18 protein-coding genes and 1 other RNA gene are annotated in these 19,122 nt (G+C 33.7%); 16 read left to right on the forward strand and 3 right to left on the reverse strand.

The features are described 5' to 3' along the window. Nucleotides 1-427 precede the first annotated feature (427 nt). From HMPREF3247_RS11665 to ssrA, 12 genes are all read left to right on the forward strand, one after another. Nucleotides 428-1,441 (forward strand): sugar-binding transcriptional regulator, encoded by a 1,014-nt coding sequence (locus tag HMPREF3247_RS11665; RefSeq protein WP_000654030.1) that lies wholly within the window; start codon nucleotides 428-430, stop codon nucleotides 1,439-1,441. Nucleotides 1,442-1,493: 52 nt separating this feature from the next. Further along, complete coding sequence (gene gap / locus HMPREF3247_RS11670) at nucleotides 1,494-2,504, forward strand: type I glyceraldehyde-3-phosphate dehydrogenase (protein WP_000279414.1); 1,011 nt, start codon at nucleotides 1,494-1,496, stop codon at nucleotides 2,502-2,504. Between the two features lie 137 nt (nucleotides 2,505-2,641). Next, a complete protein-coding gene (pgk, locus tag HMPREF3247_RS11675; RefSeq protein ID WP_001074749.1) occupies nucleotides 2,642-3,832 on the forward strand; it encodes a phosphoglycerate kinase in 1,191 nt (396 codons plus the stop codon). A 121-nt stretch (nucleotides 3,833-3,953) separates the two neighbouring features. Then, nucleotides 3,954-4,715, forward strand: a complete 762-nt coding sequence (gene tpiA, locus HMPREF3247_RS11680; protein WP_001260089.1) for a triose-phosphate isomerase — start codon at nucleotides 3,954-3,956, stop codon at nucleotides 4,713-4,715. Between the two features lie 2 nt (nucleotides 4,716-4,717). Beyond that, on the forward strand, nucleotides 4,718-6,235 hold the full coding sequence (gpmI, locus tag HMPREF3247_RS11685; protein WP_001085505.1) for a 2,3-bisphosphoglycerate-independent phosphoglycerate mutase: 1,518 nt from the start codon (nucleotides 4,718-4,720) through the stop codon (nucleotides 6,233-6,235). 129 nt (nucleotides 6,236-6,364) lie between these two features. Then, entirely contained in the window at nucleotides 6,365-7,669 is a 1,305-nt protein-coding gene (gene eno / locus HMPREF3247_RS11690) for a surface-displayed alpha-enolase (RefSeq protein ID WP_001121760.1), read from the forward strand. A 338-nt stretch (nucleotides 7,670-8,007) separates the two neighbouring features. After that, nucleotides 8,008-8,466 (forward strand): hypothetical protein, encoded by a 459-nt coding sequence (locus tag HMPREF3247_RS11695; RefSeq protein WP_000785252.1) that lies wholly within the window; start codon nucleotides 8,008-8,010, stop codon nucleotides 8,464-8,466. 66 nt (nucleotides 8,467-8,532) lie between these two features. Next, nucleotides 8,533-8,766 carry a preprotein translocase subunit SecG gene (secG, locus tag HMPREF3247_RS11700; RefSeq protein ID WP_000556760.1) on the forward strand — a complete coding sequence of 78 codons (234 nt, stop codon included), beginning with the start codon at nucleotides 8,533-8,535 and terminating at the stop codon, nucleotides 8,764-8,766. Between the two features lie 115 nt (nucleotides 8,767-8,881). Further along, on the forward strand, nucleotides 8,882-9,622 hold the full coding sequence (locus tag HMPREF3247_RS11705; RefSeq protein WP_001165962.1) for an alpha/beta hydrolase: 741 nt from the start codon (nucleotides 8,882-8,884) through the stop codon (nucleotides 9,620-9,622). Between the two features lie 33 nt (nucleotides 9,623-9,655). Continuing rightward, nucleotides 9,656-12,028: a ribonuclease R gene (gene rnr / locus HMPREF3247_RS11710; protein ID WP_001050063.1), complete on the forward strand. Its 2,373-nt coding sequence runs from the start codon at nucleotides 9,656-9,658 to the stop codon at nucleotides 12,026-12,028. A gap of 21 nt (nucleotides 12,029-12,049) precedes the next feature. Further along, entirely contained in the window at nucleotides 12,050-12,514 is a 465-nt protein-coding gene (smpB, locus tag HMPREF3247_RS11715) for an SsrA-binding protein SmpB (protein WP_001085185.1), read from the forward strand. A gap of 90 nt (nucleotides 12,515-12,604) precedes the next feature. Continuing rightward, nucleotides 12,605-12,966, forward strand: a transfer-messenger RNA (tmRNA) gene (gene ssrA, locus HMPREF3247_RS11720). 869 nt (nucleotides 12,967-13,835) lie between these two features. Here the strand turns inward: ssrA and HMPREF3247_RS11730 are convergent. The 3 genes from HMPREF3247_RS11730 to HMPREF3247_RS11740 all read right to left on the reverse strand — a co-directional run bounded on the left by HMPREF3247_RS11730 (nucleotide 13,836) and on the right by HMPREF3247_RS11740 (nucleotide 15,241). Further along, the gene (locus HMPREF3247_RS11730) at nucleotides 13,836-14,159 is read right to left on the reverse strand and encodes a hypothetical protein (protein ID WP_001058299.1); all 324 of its coding nucleotides are present in this window, start codon (nucleotides 14,157-14,159) and stop codon (nucleotides 13,836-13,838) included. A 15-nt stretch (nucleotides 14,160-14,174) separates the two neighbouring features. Continuing rightward, nucleotides 14,175-14,321: a hypothetical protein gene (locus HMPREF3247_RS15015; RefSeq protein ID WP_001057759.1), complete on the reverse strand. Its 147-nt coding sequence runs from the start codon at nucleotides 14,319-14,321 to the stop codon at nucleotides 14,175-14,177. Nucleotides 14,322-14,512: 191 nt separating this feature from the next. Then, nucleotides 14,513-15,241 (reverse strand): DUF5067 domain-containing protein, encoded by a 729-nt coding sequence (locus tag HMPREF3247_RS11740; RefSeq protein ID WP_000757406.1) that lies wholly within the window; start codon nucleotides 15,239-15,241, stop codon nucleotides 14,513-14,515. 434 nt (nucleotides 15,242-15,675) lie between these two features. Here HMPREF3247_RS11740 and HMPREF3247_RS11745 point away from each other — a divergent pair, with 434 nt between their 5' ends. From HMPREF3247_RS11745 to clfA, 4 genes are all read left to right on the forward strand, one after another. Next, nucleotides 15,676-15,831: a hypothetical protein gene (locus HMPREF3247_RS11745; protein ID WP_001790158.1), complete on the forward strand. Its 156-nt coding sequence runs from the start codon at nucleotides 15,676-15,678 to the stop codon at nucleotides 15,829-15,831. A 7-nt stretch (nucleotides 15,832-15,838) separates the two neighbouring features. Then, nucleotides 15,839-16,360: a hypothetical protein gene (locus HMPREF3247_RS11750; protein WP_000608183.1), complete on the forward strand. Its 522-nt coding sequence runs from the start codon at nucleotides 15,839-15,841 to the stop codon at nucleotides 16,358-16,360. A 138-nt stretch (nucleotides 16,361-16,498) separates the two neighbouring features. Further along, on the forward strand, nucleotides 16,499-17,029 hold the full coding sequence (locus tag HMPREF3247_RS11755) for a GNAT family N-acetyltransferase (RefSeq protein ID WP_001167158.1): 531 nt from the start codon (nucleotides 16,499-16,501) through the stop codon (nucleotides 17,027-17,029). A gap of 262 nt (nucleotides 17,030-17,291) precedes the next feature. Further along, nucleotides 17,292-19,122 (forward strand): MSCRAMM family adhesin clumping factor ClfA (gene clfA / locus HMPREF3247_RS11760; RefSeq protein WP_038805520.1); only part of this gene is annotated, 1,831 nt, incomplete at its 3' end.

Here is a 19,122-nt window from a genome sequence, read left to right on the forward strand (position 1 = left end):
CACATTATTGTAAGCTGACTTTCCGCCAGCTTCTGTGTTGGGGCCCCTGACTTTAATTGAAAAATGCTTGTTACAAGTGCATTTTCGTTCGGTCAACTACTACTAATGTGACTTTTCGGATTCTAGAGCATTGATTTATGTCTTAGTTCAAATAATAAGCAAATGATTAGCGAGTCAGTATAAGGGTATACATTTGACTACAGCGAATAAAATAAAACGTTTTGTTGAATAACAAATCGAAAATATATTGCAAGCGCTTTATCAAATTATTTAGAAAATTTAAGTTTTATGCTTGCAATTTTTGAAATAGAATAGTACTATTGCAAGTGTAAAGAGGTTAATTTTTGTCCCACGCGGGACTTAAAAAGGCAACCACTGGTTGTGACATATCCTTATTTACATTTATAAATATAAGGAGGAGGTAGTAGTGAAAGACTTATTGCAAGCACAGCAAAAGCTTATACCGGATCTCATAGATAAAATGTATAAACGTTTTTCTATTCTTACTACTATCTCAAAAAATCAGCCTGTCGGACGTCGAAGTTTAAGCGAACATATGGATATGACTGAACGTGTACTGCGTTCTGAAACAGATATGCTTAAGAAACAAGATTTGATAAAAGTTAAGCCTACCGGAATGGAAATTACAGCTGAAGGTGAGCAACTGATTTCGCAATTGAAAGGTTACTTTGATATCTATGCAGATGATAATCGTCTGTCAGAAGGTATTAAGAATAAATTTCAAATTAAGGAAGTTCATGTTGTTCCTGGTGATGCTGATAATAGTCAATCTGTTAAAACAGAATTAGGTAGACAAGCAGGTCAATTACTTGAAGGCATATTACAAGAAGACGCGATAGTTGCTGTAACTGGCGGATCCACGATGGCATGTGTTAGTGAAGCAATTCATTTATTACCATATAATGTATTCTTCGTACCAGCCAGAGGTGGACTAGGCGAAAATGTTGTCTTTCAGGCAAACACAATTGCAGCCAGTATGGCACAACAAGCTGGCGGTTATTATACGACGATGTATGTACCTGATAATGTCAGTGAAACAACATATAACACATTGTTGTTAGAGCCATCAGTCATAAACACTTTAGACAAAATTAAACAAGCAAACGTTATATTACACGGCATTGGTGATGCGCTGAAGATGGCGCATCGACGTCAATCACCTGAAAAGGTCATTGAACAACTTCAACATCATCAAGCTGTCGGAGAGGCATTTGGTTATTATTTTGATACACAAGGTCAAATTGTCCATAAGGTTAAAACAATTGGACTTCAATTAGAAGACCTTGAATCAAAAGACTTTATTTTTGCAGTTGCAGGAGGCAAATCGAAAGGTGAAGCAATTAAAGCATACTTGACGATTGCACCCAAGAATACAGTGTTAATCACTGATGAAGCCGCAGCAAAGATAATACTTGAATAAGAGATAAAAAGTTTAATACTTTTTAAATATCATTTTAAAGGAGGCCATTATAATGGCAGTAAAAGTAGCAATTAATGGTTTTGGTAGAATTGGTCGTTTAGCATTCAGAAGAATTCAAGAAGTAGAAGGTCTTGAAGTTGTAGCAGTAAACGACTTAACAGATGACGACATGTTAGCGCATTTATTAAAATATGACACTATGCAAGGTCGTTTCACAGGTGAAGTAGAGGTAGTTGATGGTGGTTTCCGCGTAAATGGTAAAGAAGTTAAATCATTCAGTGAACCAGATGCAAGCAAATTACCTTGGAAAGACTTAAATATCGATGTAGTATTAGAATGTACTGGTTTCTACACTGATAAAGATAAAGCACAAGCTCATATTGAAGCAGGCGCTAAAAAAGTATTAATCTCAGCACCAGCTACTGGTGACTTAAAAACAATCGTATTCAACACAAACCACCAAGAGTTAGACGGTTCTGAAACAGTTGTTTCAGGTGCTTCATGTACTACAAACTCATTAGCACCAGTTGCTAAAGTTTTAAACGATGACTTTGGTTTAGTTGAAGGTTTAATGACTACAATTCACGCTTACACAGGTGATCAAAATACACAAGACGCACCTCACAGAAAAGGTGACAAACGTCGTGCTCGTGCAGCGGCAGAAAACATCATCCCTAACTCAACAGGTGCTGCTAAAGCTATCGGTAAAGTTATTCCTGAAATCGATGGTAAATTAGATGGTGGTGCACAACGTGTTCCTGTAGCTACAGGTTCATTAACTGAATTAACAGTAGTATTAGAAAAACAAGACGTAACAGTTGAACAAGTTAACGAAGCTATGAAAAATGCTTCAAACGAATCATTCGGTTACACTGAAGACGAAATCGTTTCTTCAGACGTTGTAGGTATGACTTACGGTTCATTATTCGACGCTACACAAACTCGTGTAATGTCAGTTGGCGACCGTCAATTAGTTAAAGTTGCAGCTTGGTATGATAACGAAATGTCATATACTGCACAATTAGTTCGTACATTAGCATACTTAGCTGAACTTTCTAAATAATTTTAGTATAGTTTTTTTCAAATACGCTAGTGCTCAGAACTATTTAGCATTAATTAAAGCTTATGAGTAAGCGGGGAGCACAAACGCTTCTCCGCTTATTTTTATATAAAATTTCCTAATTACAAGGAGGAAACACCATGGCTAAAAAAATTGTTTCTGATTTAGATCTTAAAGGTAAAACAGTCCTAGTACGTGCTGATTTTAACGTGCCTTTAAAAGACGGTGAAATTACTAATGACAACCGTATCGTTCAAGCTTTACCTACAATTCAATACATCATCGAACAAGGTGGTAAAATCGTACTATTTTCACATTTAGGTAAAGTGAAAGAAGAAAGTGATAAAGCAAAATTAACTTTACGTCCAGTTGCTGAAGACTTATCTAAGAAATTAGATAAAGAAGTTGTTTTCGTACCAGAAACACGCGGCGAAAAACTTGAGGCTGCTATTAAAGACCTTAAAGAAGGCGACGTATTATTAGTTGAAAATACACGTTATGAAGATTTAGACGGTAAAAAAGAATCTAAAAATGATCCAGAATTAGGTAAATACTGGGCATCTTTAGGTGATGTGTTTGTAAATGATGCTTTTGGTACTGCGCATCGTGAGCATGCATCTAATGTTGGTATTTCTACACATTTAGAAACTGCAGCTGGATTCTTAATGGATAAAGAAATTAAGTTTATTGGTGGCGTAGTTAACGATCCACATAAACCAGTTGTTGCTATTTTAGGTGGAGCAAAAGTATCTGACAAAATTAATGTCATCAAAAACTTAGTTAACATAGCTGATAAAATTATCATCGGCGGAGGTATGGCTTATACTTTCTTAAAAGCGCAAGGTAAAGAAATTGGTATTTCATTATTAGAAGAAGATAAAATCGACTTCGCAAAAGATTTATTAGAAAAACATGGTGATAAAATTGTATTACCAGTAGACACTAAAGTTGCTAAAGAATTTTCTAATGATGCCAAAATTACTGTAGTACCATCTGATTCAATTCCAGCAGACCAAGAAGGTATGGATATTGGACCAAACACTGTAAAATTATTTGCAGATGAATTAGAAGGTGCGCACACTGTTGTATGGAATGGACCTATGGGTGTATTCGAGTTCAGTAACTTTGCACAAGGTACAATTGGTGTATGTAAAGCAATTGCAAACCTTAAAGATGCAATTACGATTATCGGTGGCGGTGATTCAGCTGCAGCAGCAATCTCTTTAGGTTTTGAAAATGACTTCACTCATATTTCAACTGGTGGCGGTGCGTCATTAGAGTACCTAGAAGGTAAAGAATTGCCTGGTATCAAAGCAATCAATAATAAATAATAAAGTGATAGTTTAAAGTGATGTGGCATGTTTGTTTAACATTGTTACGGGAAAACAGTCACAAGATGACATCGTGTTTCATCACTTTTCAAAAATATTTACAAAACAAGGAGTGTCTTTAATGAGAACACCAATTATAGCTGGTAACTGGAAAATGAACAAAACAGTACAAGAAGCAAAAGACTTCGTCAATGCATTGCCAACATTACCAGATTCAAAAGAAGTAGAATCAGTAATTTGTGCACCAGCAATTCAATTAGATGCATTAACTACTGCAGTTAAAGAAGGAAAAGCACAAGGTTTAGAAATCGGTGCTCAAAATACGTATTTCGAAGATAATGGTGCGTTCACAGGTGAAACGTCTCCAGTTGCATTAGCAGATTTAGGCGTTAAATACGTTGTTATCGGTCATTCTGAACGTCGTGAATTATTCCACGAAACAGATGAAGAAATTAACAAAAAAGCGCACGCTATTTTCAAACATGGAATGACTCCAATTATTTGTGTTGGTGAAACAGACGAAGAGCGTGAAAGTGGTAAAGCTAACGATGTTGTAGGTGAGCAAGTTAAGAAAGCTGTTGCAGGTTTATCTGAAGATCAACTTAAATCAGTTGTAATTGCTTATGAGCCAATCTGGGCAATCGGAACTGGTAAATCATCAACATCTGAAGATGCAAATGAAATGTGTGCATTTGTACGTCAAACTATTGCTGACTTATCAAGCAAAGAAGTATCAGAAGCAACTCGTATTCAATATGGTGGTAGTGTTAAACCTAACAACATTAAAGAATACATGGCACAAACTGATATTGATGGGGCATTAGTAGGTGGCGCATCACTTAAAGTTGAAGATTTCGTACAATTGTTAGAAGGTGCAAAATAATCATGGCTAAGAAACCAACTGCGTTAATTATTTTAGATGGTTTTGCGAACCGCGAAAGCGAACATGGTAATGCGGTAAAATTAGCAAACAAGCCTAATTTTGATCGTTATTACAACAAATATCCAACGACTCAAATCGAAGCGAGTGGCTTAGATGTTGGACTACCTGAAGGACAAATGGGTAACTCAGAAGTTGGTCATATGAATATCGGTGCAGGACGTATCGTTTATCAAAGTTTAACTCGAATCAATAAATCAATTGAAGACGGTGATTTCTTTGAAAATGATGTTTTAAATAATGCAATTGCACACGTGAATTCACATGATTCAGCGTTACACATCTTTGGTTTATTGTCTGACGGTGGTGTGCACAGTCATTACAAACATTTATTTGCTTTGTTAGAACTTGCTAAAAAACAAGGTGTTGAAAAAGTTTACGTACACGCATTTTTAGATGGTCGTGACGTAGATCAAAAATCCGCTTTGAAATACATCGAAGAGACTGAAGCTAAATTCAATGAATTAGGCATTGGTCAATTTGCATCTGTGTCTGGTCGTTATTATGCAATGGACCGTGACAAACGTTGGGAACGTGAAGAAAAAGCTTACAATGCTATTCGTAATTTTGATGCCCCAACTTATGCAACTGCCAAAGAAGGTGTAGAAGCAAGCTATAATGAGGGCTTAACTGACGAATTCGTAGTACCATTCATCGTTGAGAATCAAAATGACGGTGTTAATGATGGAGATGCAGTGATCTTCTATAATTTCCGACCTGATAGAGCAGCACAATTATCGGAAATTTTTGCGAACAGAGCATTCGAAGGCTTTAAAGTTGAACAAGTTAAAGACTTATTCTATGCAACATTCACTAAGTATAACGACAATATCGATGCGGCTATCGTTTTCGAAAAAGTTGATTTAAATAATACAATTGGTGAAATTGCACAAAATAACAATTTAACACAATTACGTATTGCAGAAACTGAAAAATATCCTCACGTTACTTACTTTATGAGTGGTGGACGTAACGAGGAATTTAAAGGTGAACGCCGTCGTTTAATTGATTCACCTAAAGTTGCAACGTATGACTTGAAACCAGAAATGAGTGCTTATGAAGTTAAAGATGCATTATTAGAAGAGTTAAATAAAGGTGACTTGGACTTAATTATTTTAAACTTTGCTAACCCTGATATGGTTGGACATAGTGGTATGCTTGAGCCGACAATCAAAGCAATCGAAGCGGTTGATGAATGTTTAGGTGAAGTCGTTGATAAGATTTTAGACATGGACGGTTATGCAATTATTACTGCTGACCATGGTAACTCTGATCAAGTATTGACGGATGATGATCAACCAATGACTACGCATACAACGAACCCAGTACCAGTGATTGTAACAAAAGAAGGCGTTACACTTCGAGAAACTGGTCGCTTAGGTGACTTAGCACCTACATTATTAGATTTATTAAATGTAGAACAACCTGAAGACATGACAGGTGAATCTTTAATTAAACACTAATATTGTAAAAGATGTTAAGTAAACGCTTAATGACACTTATTTTTTGAAAATAATAGTAATATCATTTTGTTAAATGAAAGAATAAAGCTATAATAATTATAGAATAACTATTTAAAGGAGATTATAAACATGCCAATTATTACAGATGTTTACGCTCGCGAAGTCTTAGACTCTCGTGGTAACCCAACTGTTGAAGTAGAAGTATTAACTGAAAGTGGCGCATTTGGTCGTGCATTAGTACCATCAGGTGCTTCAACTGGTGAACACGAAGCTGTTGAATTACGTGATGGAGACAAATCACGTTATTTAGGTAAAGGTGTTACTAAAGCAGTTGAAAACGTTAATGAAATCATCGCACCAGAAATTATTGAAGGTGAATTTTCAGTATTAGATCAAGTATCTATTGATAAAATGATGATCGCATTAGACGGTACTCCAAACAAAGGTAAATTAGGTGCAAATGCTATTTTAGGTGTATCTATCGCAGTAGCACGTGCAGCAGCTGACTTATTAGGTCAACCACTTTACAAATATTTAGGTGGATTTAATGGTAAGCAGTTACCAGTACCAATGATGAACATCGTTAATGGTGGTTCTCACTCAGATGCTCCAATTGCATTCCAAGAATTCATGATTTTACCTGTAGGTGCTACAACGTTCAAAGAATCATTACGTTGGGGTACTGAAATTTTCCACAACTTAAAATCAATTTTAAGCAAACGTGGTTTAGAAACTGCAGTAGGTGACGAAGGTGGTTTCGCTCCTAAATTTGAAGGTACTGAAGATGCTGTTGAAACAATTATCCAAGCAATCGAAGCAGCTGGTTACAAACCAGGTGAAGAAGTATTCTTAGGATTTGACTGTGCATCATCAGAATTCTATGAAAATGGTGTATATGACTACAGTAAGTTCGAAGGCGAACACGGTGCAAAACGTACAGCTGCAGAACAAGTTGACTACTTAGAACAATTAGTAGACAAATATCCTATCATTACAATTGAAGACGGTATGGACGAAAACGACTGGGATGGTTGGAAACAACTTACAGAACGTATCGGTGACCGTGTACAATTAGTAGGTGACGATTTATTCGTAACAAACACTGAAATTTTAGCAAAAGGTATTGAAAACGGAATTGGTAACTCAATCTTAATTAAAGTTAACCAAATCGGTACATTAACTGAAACATTTGATGCAATCGAAATGGCTCAAAAAGCTGGTTACACAGCAGTAGTTTCTCACCGTTCAGGTGAAACAGAAGATACAACAATTGCTGATATTGCTGTTGCTACAAACGCTGGTCAAATTAAAACTGGTTCATTATCACGTACTGACCGTATTGCTAAATACAATCAATTATTACGTATCGAAGATGAATTATTTGAAACTGCTAAATATGACGGTATCAAATCATTCTATAACTTAGATAAATAATCATTTTAAACATTAAGTACTGCCATAATTTTAGTTGAGGATTATTATGTCGGTATAAATTGAATAAAGTTTTTGAGTTCACGCTTAAAAAGTTCACGCTTGTATTTATAACCTGCCACAGATTTGAGACTGTGGTAGGTTTTTTATTTTGAAGTATTATTCATAACAGACTAATAATCATGAGGTAACTAATAACACATATTTAACTTGTATTCTTAAACTGGTATAATAAATTTATGTTGAAATGAATATTGTATGACAGGGTATTCACTTTTATTAAAAGGTAAAATTAAATAAAGGTTTTATAGAACGTATTTAAATATATGAGGAGTAAACAAATGGCTGATAGAACGAATAAAGAAATTAAAACAGGACGCTTTATTGCAACTGCATCAATCGTATTCTCAATATTATTGATTATTCATTACTTTGTTTCGTTGGATAATGCGACTGCCAAAGCATTACTTAATTTAACGAATCAAAACACTTCAGATAAAGCGATTGATTACATTTTAAACAGCTTTAGATTCACTGGTATTATGTATATTTTGGCTTATCTAGCAGGCTTCATCACTTTTTGGAATCGACATACTTATGTGTGGTGGTTTATGTTTGCAGTTTATGTATCAAATAGTTTGTTTACATTGATTAATTTATCAATCACAATTCAAGCAATAAAAGCTGCACACGGTGCGTACTTAACATTGCCAATTTTAATCGTTATTATAGGTTCGGTTGCATTAGCGATTTATATGCTTGTTGTTTCTATCAAACGTAAAAGTACATTTAATCGCTAGAAAATTGATTTTAACAATAAAAATATGATATACTACTTGTCGTATATAAGGAACGGAGGACAATTTATGCATACATTTTTAATCGTATTATTAATCATTGATTGTATTGCATTAATAACTGTTGTACTACTCCAAGAAGGTAAAAGCAGTGGACTTTCAGGTGCCATCAGTGGTGGTGCTGAGCAGTTATTCGGTAAACAAAAACAACGTGGCGTCGATTTATTCTTAAATAGATTAACAATTATTTTATCAATATTATTTTTTGTACTTATGATTTGCATAAGTTATCTTGGTATGTAAGGTCCGGCGATGTAAATGTCGGGCTTTTTTATTTATAATTAAGAATGTAATAGTTTAACAATAAGCTATGTAAAATATATAGCCTAGTTAAGTATGCAAAGGGAGCGTTAGATTTATGCAGATAAAATTACCAAAACCTTTCTTTTTTGAAGAAGGCAAACGTGCCGTGTTATTATTACATGGATTTACAGGCAATTCGTCTGATGTACGTCAATTAGGTCGATTTTTACAAAAAAAGGGATATACTTCGTATGCACCACAATATGAAGGTCACGCGGCACCACCAGAGGAAATACTGAAATCTAGTCCTTTCGTTTGGTTTAAAGATGCGTTAGATGGTTATGATTATCTTGTTGAACAAGGTTATGATGAAATTGTTGTTGCTGGTCTATCATTAGGTGGGGATTTTGCTTTAAAATTAAGCTTAAATAGAGATGTAAAGGGTATTGTAACGATGTGTGCACCAATGGGTGGCAAAACTGAAGGTACCATTTACGAAGGCTTTTTAGAGTATGCACGTAACTTTAAAAAGTATGAAGGTAAAGATCAAGAGACTATTGATAATGAAATGGATCATTTTAAACCAACTGAAACTTTAAAAGAACTAAGTGAATCATTAGATACGATTAAAGAGCAAGTTGATGAAGTGTTGGATCCTATTTTAGTGATTCAAGCAGAAAACGACAATATGATTGATCCACAATCCGCAAATTATATATATGACCATGTAGATTCTGATGACAAAAATATCAAGTGGTACAGTGAATCTGGACATGTTATTACGATTGATAAAGAGAAAGAACAAGTATTTGAAGATATTTATCAATTTTTAGAGTCATTAGACTGGTCAGAATAAAAAGAGATTTTAACATTAGAAAGGAGGGGCATAATGAATTTAAAGCAATCTATAGAAGAGATTATTAATCAACCTGAATATGAACCTATGTCAGTGTCAGATTTTCAAGATGCATTAGGTTTAAGCAGTGCCGACTCGTTTAGAGATTTAATTAAGGTGCTTGTGGAGTTAGAACAATCAGGATTAATCGAACGTACAAAAACAGACAGATACCAAAAAAAGCATAGTTCTAGAGGTCAATCAAAATTGATAAAAGGAACGTTAAGTCAAAATAAAAAAGGCTTTGCATTCTTAAGACCTGAAGATGAGGATATGGAAGATATATTTATTCCCCCGACGAAAATTAATCGTGCCTTGGATGGAGATACTGTTATTGTAGAAACACATCAATCTAAAGGTGAACATAAAGGTAAAATTGAAGGGGAAGTTAAGTCGATTGAGAAGCATTCAGTAACTCAAGTTGTTGGTACGTATAGTGAAGCTAGACATTTCGGATTTGTTATTCCAGATGATAAACGTATTATGCAAGATATTTTCATTCCTAAAGGACAAAGTTTAGGTGCAGTAGATGGGCATAAGGTACTTGTTCAAATTACTAAATATGCTGATGGTTCAGATAATCCAGAAGGACATATTTCTGCTATTTTAGGACATAAAAATGATCCTGGCGTAGATATTTTATCTATTATCTATCAACATGGCATAGAAATTGAATTTCCTGATGAAGTGTTACAAGAAGCTGAAGCAGTACCTGATCATATTGAAAATACTGAAATTAAAGGCCGTCATGATTTACGTGATGAATTGACAATCACAATTGATGGTGCTGATGCTAAAGACTTAGATGACGCAATTAGTGTTAAAAAGTTAGCGAACGGTAATACGCAGTTGACTGTAAGTATTGCTGATGTCAGTTATTATGTAACTGAAGATTCAGCTTTAGATAAAGAAGCTTATGATAGAGCGACAAGTGTATATCTTGTTGACCGTGTGATTCCGATGATTCCACATCGATTAAGCAATGGTATTTGTTCATTAAATCCTCACGTTGATCGTTTAACGTTAAGCTGTCGCATGGAAATTGATGCTAGTGGTCGCGTTGTTAAACATGAAATTTTTGATAGTGTTATACATTCTGATTATCGAATGACGTATGATGCGGTAAATCAGATTATTACTGAAAAGGATCCTAACATTCGCGAACAATATAAAGAAATTACGCCTATGTTAGATTTAGCACAAGATTTATCTAATCGTTTGATTCAAATGAGAAAACGACGTGGTGAAATCGATTTTGATATTAGTGAAGCAAAAGTATTAGTTAACGAGGACGGTATACCAACAGATGTTCAATTAAGACAACGTGGCGAGGGTGAACGTCTAATTGAATCATTTATGTTAATTGCAAATGAAACAGTTGCTGAACATTTTAGTAAGTTAGATGTACCTTTTATTTACCGAGTGCATGAGCAACCTAAATCAGATCGCTTAAGACAATTCTTTGATTTTATTACAAACTTTGGCATCATGATTAAGGGTACTGGCGAAGATATTCATCCAACAACACTTCAAAAGGTTCAAGAAGAAGTAGAAGGTCGACCTGAACAAATGGTCATTTCAACAATGATGTTACGTTCAATGCAACAAGCGCATTATGATGATGTGAACTTGGGACATTTTGGCTTATCAGCTGAATATTATACGCATTTTACATCACCAATTAGACGTTATCCTGATTTAACAGTTCATCGTTTAATCCGTAAGTATTTAATTGAGAAATCAATGGATAACAAAGAAGTGAAGCGTTGGGAAGACAAATTGCCTGAGTTAGCTGAACATACTTCTAAACGTGAACGTCGTGCTATTGAGGCAGAACGTGATACTGATGAATTGAAAAAAGCAGAATATATGATTCAACATATTGGTGATGAATTTGAAGGTATTGTCAGCTCAGTAGCTAACTTCGGTATGTTCATTGAATTGCCAAATACGATAGAAGGTATGGTTCATATTGCGAATATGACTGATGATTATTACCGTTTTGAAGAGCGTCAAATGGCATTAATTGGTGAGCGTCAAGCTAAAGTATTTAGAATTGGTGACACAGTTAAGGTTAAAGTGACGCATGTTGATGTAGATGAACGATTAATTGATTTTCAAATTGTTGGAATGCCTTTACCTAAAAATGACCGCTCACAGCGACCAGCAAGAGGTAAAACGATTCAAGCTAAAACGCGTGGCAAATCTTTAGATAAATCGAAATCTGATGATAAGGGTCGTAAGAAAAAAGGTAAGCAACGTAAAGGTAAAAACCAACGTAATAATGATAAATCAGGTAATAGTAAGCATAAGCCATTTTATAAAGATAAAAGTGTGAAAAAGAAAGCACGTCGTAAGAAAAAATAAGCAGCAATGAGGTGAGTATGAATGGCTAAGAAGAAATCACCAGGTACATTAGCGGAAAATCGTAAAGCAAGACATGATTATAATATTGAAGACACGATTGAAGCGGGAATCGTATTACAAGGTACAGAAATAAAATCGATTCGCCGAGGTAGTGCTAACCTTAAAGATAGTTATGCGCAAGTTAAAAACGGTGAAATGTATTTGAATAATATGCATATAGCACCATACGAAGAAGGGAATCGTTTTAATCACGATCCTCTTCGTTCTCGAAAATTATTATTGCACAAGCGTGAAATCATTAAATTGGGTGATCAAACACGTGAGATTGGTTATTCGATTGTGCCGTTAAAGCTTTATTTGAAGCATGGACATTGTAAAGTATTACTTGGTGTTGCACGAGGTAAGAAAAAATATGATAAACGTCAAGCTTTGAAAGAAAAAGCAGTCAAACGAGATGTTGCGCGCGATATGAAAGCCCGTTATTAAGCGATTTAGTTGCTTAATCGGGCTATATTTGATATAGTTATATGTGCTTTTGTAAATTACAAAAGTATGATTTGTTTGATTTATTATTTCGGGGACGTTCATGGATTCGACAGGGGTCCCCCGAGCTCATTAAGCGTGTCGGAGGGTTGTCTTCGTCATCAACACACACAGTTTATAATAACTGGCAAATCAAACAATAATTTCGCAGTAGCTGCCTAATCGCACTCTGCATCGCCTAACAGCATTTCCTATGTGCTGTTAACGCGATTCAACCTTAATAGGATATGCTAAACACTGCCGTTTGAAGTCTGTTTAGAAGAAACTTAATCAAGCTAGCATCATGTTGGTTGTTTATCACTTTTCATGATGCGAAACCTTTCGATAAACTACACACGTAGAAAGATGTGTATCAGGACCTCTGGACGCGGGTTCAAATCCCGCCGTCTCCATATTTGTAGCCTACAACTTTTGTGGATGTGGGCTTTTTTATTATGTGTTTTTCAGGGGATAATGCATTGCAGAATTTGTTGTGAGTATTGATATAGCAGTGTTTGTATAGGTGTTTATTTGATGGAGGAAAGAGTAATAAGTGATTATGAATTAGTTTTTGAGATATAAGGGGACAGTGATGTGTGTCAAATAAGTGTCAAAAAAGTTGGATTCTGAGTTTTACATTCAACATTGTTCATGAAGAAACTTCTTTATACGCAAAAAATTCTCCATGTTATATATGTCAATATAAAAATGTGAATCGTCTACACTTAATTGGATAAATGGCTACTGAAAAAGAACTTTTCATTTTTGTTACGTCACTAAGTGGGTGTAGTTATAAAGAGATGAGCCGAGTTTTGATATTTTCATTAGAATCAATATGCCTATTAACACAATCAGCAATAGTTGACGAGACGGAAATAAAAGAAGTCGTAGTTAAGAAATGCATTTCACAACATACCATTGTAGCCATTTTTATTGTTTTGGATGATAAACTCTTTTTGGAATTTTTAGTTTTTATAATTTGCAACTACACTACTTCTTTTACTAATATTAATGTCTAAGTAATCGATAAAAAATTTTCCATTGAATAAATGAGAAGTTAAAAACTTTACTTAACCTTTCTCATTGCATTTTCCTATTCACGATTTTAAGAACCCAACATACTACAAACGAATTTTAAAAGGCGAGAGTAAAGCTTACTTGTTTATTATACATATTTAAAATCCAAGAGTCAGAACAGACTACTCCTCTTTATAACTATAAAAAATAGCTATGAAAAAATCTATCGTCATAGATTCCTTCATAGCTAATCTTAGTATGTTTATTTTTATTTTAGGATGCTATTTATCAACTCAACATATAACTCACTATTTTTATAACCTTCTAATATATCATTAACTTGTCTAATAGGTATTTCTGGTACTTCTCTAATGTTTTCCAATTTTGTTTTAAATTGTTTTTTTGTTATTTGCTCTTTATTTGTAGCCAATTGGAACAAGTAAGAATCTAGCATATTAATTTCTTTATATGAATACATATATCTTAATAACACTAAATCTCTAGTTTTTAAGTTAGGCGCTAGTTCTTCTTGTAATTGTTCTATTGATTGTTTCATTAATAACAATCTCATTTCTAATTCTTCATTATTCATTTTATCACACTCTTTTTATATTAATGCTTGACCAACTTGGGAAACCCAAAACCCTATGCTTCTTGCAGTAGAATCTTTAATACCAGTTCCCATCAATGCTTGTGAAACTTGACCTTGTACATTTCCCCATGTAGCCTCTTCTTGTTTTAATGCATTATTCAATGCGGGATTTACAAATTTATCCCATCTTTTTTTTATGATTTTCCGGCACGGGGACTGATTTCTTTAACACCATTAAACACAGATTTTTTATTTTTAATCATAGCTTTATAGTATCATGTTGGCTAAGCTATAAATAAGTCAGTTTCTCTAAAAATTAAATAACTGAATGTAAGACAATCAACAAACCAAATTTATACTTCATCTAAACCACTGTGGTCGTCATCTTTTTGCTTTTCTTTTTCTTTCTCTCGTTCTTGTTCTTTTTTGTACTCTTCTTCAAATTCTTTTTCTTTCTTTTCTACTTCTTCTCTTGTTTCCGCTCTATGAGAAAAATCTTCGGTTTTAAGTTTACTAAATTTGAATGATTTAGAATCAACTGTTTTATCTTCTGAGTATTTATGGACATTTAAATTAATATTTCCATCACCTCTTAACTCATAGATAAACATGGCTTGTGCAGTTTTGCCTTTTTTAATTTGATCTTGGTTATGTTCTGTCCAATCTTTATATTTTTTATCACTTAAAAGATAACCATCTCTTAATTTATTTACTGTATTTTTATCATCTTGAGTGATATTAATATAGTCATGAGAAATAGAAGATGGATTTAAATCTTTATCGTCTTTTTTAGCAGTAATTTCCATTTTAAAAGCGATATATTTCTTTTTCTCATCTTTTTCATTGATGATAAACGGTTCTTTTATTTTAGCTTCAAATTTGTCACTAACAATAGTATCGCCTTTAATTTTTATATCCATATTTTTTTTGCTTTTAAATTCTTTAAGTTCTTCATTTAATTCTTCATTGTCATTTTCTTTCTTTTTGTGACTAGTGCTCTCTTTTTTTGCACTATCTTGATGATGTCCACAAGCACCTAAGATAAGTGTACTTGCTAATAATATCCCCATTACTTTTTTCATTTAACATGTCTCCTTTATTTCGCAAAAATTTATTTTAAAAACTCTAAATGACTTATCATTTTGAGTAATTAAACAAAGTTGATATTTTGTGAGATTCTAAGATGATATTAAATAATTCTTGTAATAATGATTCTATGTATTGTTGCAATAAATTAATGAAACTATAATTACTAATATTATATTACTTTTATTGATAGAAATATATTACTTTTTTAAAAAACTTGTAATATATCGAAAGATTTAAATGTAAAATTTTGATTTGTTAAGAAATTACGTTTGTAAAAATAAAAAAATCAACTTATTTGTATGAGATAAATATGTATTGAAGAAGAAGTGTTATTAATTTGGAAAATACTGGTCAAAGATGGGAGCTCTTAAAAGCGTTATTGTATTTTTTAGTCAATACAAATAGATTGCCGTAATAATAATCGTACTTGATGGTTAAAAAGTTACTTAAGGCTATAAAGCAAAACTTTTTATATGAGCAGTCGAATATAACGTTTAAAATGATTGTTTTTGGATATAAACGATTAAGTAAAATGCTTTTTCAGTTTGAAATTAATCATATAAATTTCTTATGGGAAGGTTGATATCTTAATGATTAATATTATTTCAGCTATAGGATCTATTGGAACATTTATTATGGCTTTATTTTATTTTGTATCAGTTTCAGTTCAACTTTATCAAATGAAAATTAGCTTTCTGCCAGCTTTAGGTTTTAACCAAATTTTATTAGAAAGGGAGGAGGATCAACTTAATATAATGAATTCGGCAACAGAAGTGCATCATCATAAAGATTATATTAAACTATATAATTTAGGTGGCGGTGCTGCTAAAAAAATTGCAATAGAGGTTTTATTGGGTAATGATAAAGTCATTCAGAAAAAATACGTGAATATTTTACCTAGTAAAGAAGGGTACATGTTACCAATTAATAAAAATGTGTACGAAGAATTAGAAAGAACGATTGAGAACAATGGTTATGAAGCTGATTTGAATGTACGTATGACTTATTATCATAATGTAAGTCGCAAACAACAGGAAGTTATATTAAAAGGTCAAATCGACCGTTTTAATACTTATAATAATAAAGAAATTTATGATTTGCAGTTTATCTAAAAATTGATTTAAGAGGGTAGTTGTTTATTGCGAAAAATATCATTCAATTTTAATGAAATAATGGCGTCATTACTATAAAATATTACTTTATGTTGTAATGCATTTTTCTATAAGATAGAACTAAAAGGAGGGGCAAAGATGCAAATTAGACAAATACATCAACATGACTTTGCTCAAGTTGACCAGTTAATTAGAACGGCATTTGAAAATAGTGAACATGGTTATGGTAATGAATCAGAGCTAGTAGACCAAATTCGTCTAAGTGATACGTATGACAATAACTTAGAAATAGTAGCTGTTCTTCAAAACGAAGTTGTAGGGCACGGTTTACTAAGTGAAGTTTATCTTGATAACGGAGCACAACGGGAAATTGGATTAGTGTTAGCACCTGTATCTGTTGATATTCATCATCAAAATAAAGGTATTGGGAAGCGATTGATTCAAGCATTAGAACGAGAAGCAATATTAAAAGGATATAATTTTATCAGTGTATTAGGATGGCCGACGTATTATGCCAATCTAGGATATCAACGCGCAAGTATGTACGACATTTATCCACCATATGATGGTATACCAGACGAAGCGTTTTTAATTAAAGAATTAAAAGTGAACAGTTTAGCGGGAAAAACAGGTACCATAAATTACACATCTGCTTTTGAAAAAATATGATTTCAAGCTAGGATTACATTAGGCAGAGTTCATATTAATAATATAAATTGTTTGCAATGAAATCGTACGTTGTCGTTTGCAATTTATAAAATAGCAATAAATAAAATGTTTGTTAGGAAAGTATTATTGTGGATAATAAAAAATCGATACAAATTAATTGCTATAATGCAATTTTAGTGTATAATTGCATTAATGGAGATTAAATATATCTTTAAAGGGTATACAGTTAATATAAAATGACTTTTTAAAAAGAGGGAATAAAATGAATATGAAGAAAAAAGAAAAACACGCAATTCGGAAAAAATCGATTGGCGTGGCTTCAGTGCTTGTAGGTACGTTAATCGGTTTTGGACTACTCAGCAGTAAAGAAGCAGATGCAAGTGAAAATAGTGTTACGCAATCTGATAGCGCAAGTAACGAAAGCAAAAGTAATGATTCAAGTAGCGTTAGTGCTGCACCTAAAACAGACGACACAAACGTGAGTGATACTAAAACATCGTCAAACACTAATAATGGCGAAACGAGTGTGGCGCAAAATCCAGCACAACAGGAAACGACACAATCAGCATTAACAAATGCAACTACGGAAGAAACTCCGTTAACTGGTGAAGCTACTACGGCAACGAATCAAGCTAATACACCGGCAACAACTCAATCAAGCAATACAAATGCGGAGGAATTAGTGAATCAAACAAGTAATGAAACGACTTCTAATGATACTAATACAGTATCATCTGTAAATTCACCTCAAAATTCTACAAATGCGGAAAATGTTTCAACAACGCAAGATACTTCAACTGAAGCAACACCTTCAAACAATGAATCAGCTCCACAGAGTACAGATGCAAGTAATAAAGATGTAGTTAATCAAGCGGTTAATACAAGTGCGCCTAGAATGAGAGCATTTAGTTTAGCGGCAGTAGCTGCAGATGCACCGGCAGCTGGCACAGATATTACGAATCAGTTGACAGATGTGAAAGTTACTATTGACTCTGGTACGACTGTGTATCCGCACCAAGCAGGTTATGTCAAACTGAATTATGGTTTTTCAGTGCCTAATTCTGCTGTTAAAGGTGACACATTCAAAATAACTGTACCTAAAGAATTAAACTTAAATGGTGTAACTTCAACTGCTAAAGTGCCTCCAATTATGGCCGGAGATCAAGTATTGGCAAATGGTGTAATCGATAGTGATGGTAATGTTATTTATACATTTACAGACTATGTTGATAATAAAAACGATGTTAAAGCAACACTAACTGTTCCTGCATACATTGATCCAGAAAATGTAACGAAAACAGGTAATGTAACATTGACAACTGGCATAGGAACCAATACTGCTAGTAAGACAGTTTTAATCGACTATGAGAAATATGGACAATTCCATAATTTATCAATTAAAGGTACAATTGATCAAATCGACAAAACAAACAATACGTATCGTCAAACGATTTATGTCAATCCAAGTGGAGACAATGTTGTATTACCAGTGTTAACTGGTAATCTAATTCCTAAGAGTAATAGTAATGCTTTAATAGATGCCAACAATACTAATATTAAAGTTTATAAAGTGGATAATGCTAATGATTTATCTGAAAGTTATTATGTGAATCCTAGCGATTTTGAAGATGTAACTAATCAAGTTAGAATTTCATTTCCAAATGCTAATCAATACAAAGTAGAATTTCCTACGGACGATGACCAAATTACAACACCGTATATTGTAGTTGTTAATGGCCATATTGATCCTGCTAGTACAGGTGATTTAGCACTACGTTCGACATTTTATGGTTATGATTCTAATTTTATATGGAGATCTATGTCATGGGACAACGAAGTAGCATTTAATAACGGATCAGGTTCTGGTGACGGTATCGATAAACCAGTTGTTCCTGAACAACCTGATGAGCCTGGTGAAATTGAACCAATTCCAGAGGATTCAGATTCTGACCCAGGTTCAGATTCTGGCAGCGATTCTAATTCAGATAGCGGTTCAGATTCGGGTAGTGACTCTACATCAGATAGTGGTTCAGATTCAGCAAGCGATTCAGATTCAGCAAGTGATTCAGATTCAGCGAGTGATTCAGATTCAG

Origin of the sequence: Staphylococcus sp. HMSC36A10 (assembly GCF_001838845.1) — a bacterium.
GTDB lineage: Bacteria > Bacillota > Bacilli > Staphylococcales > Staphylococcaceae > Staphylococcus > Staphylococcus aureus.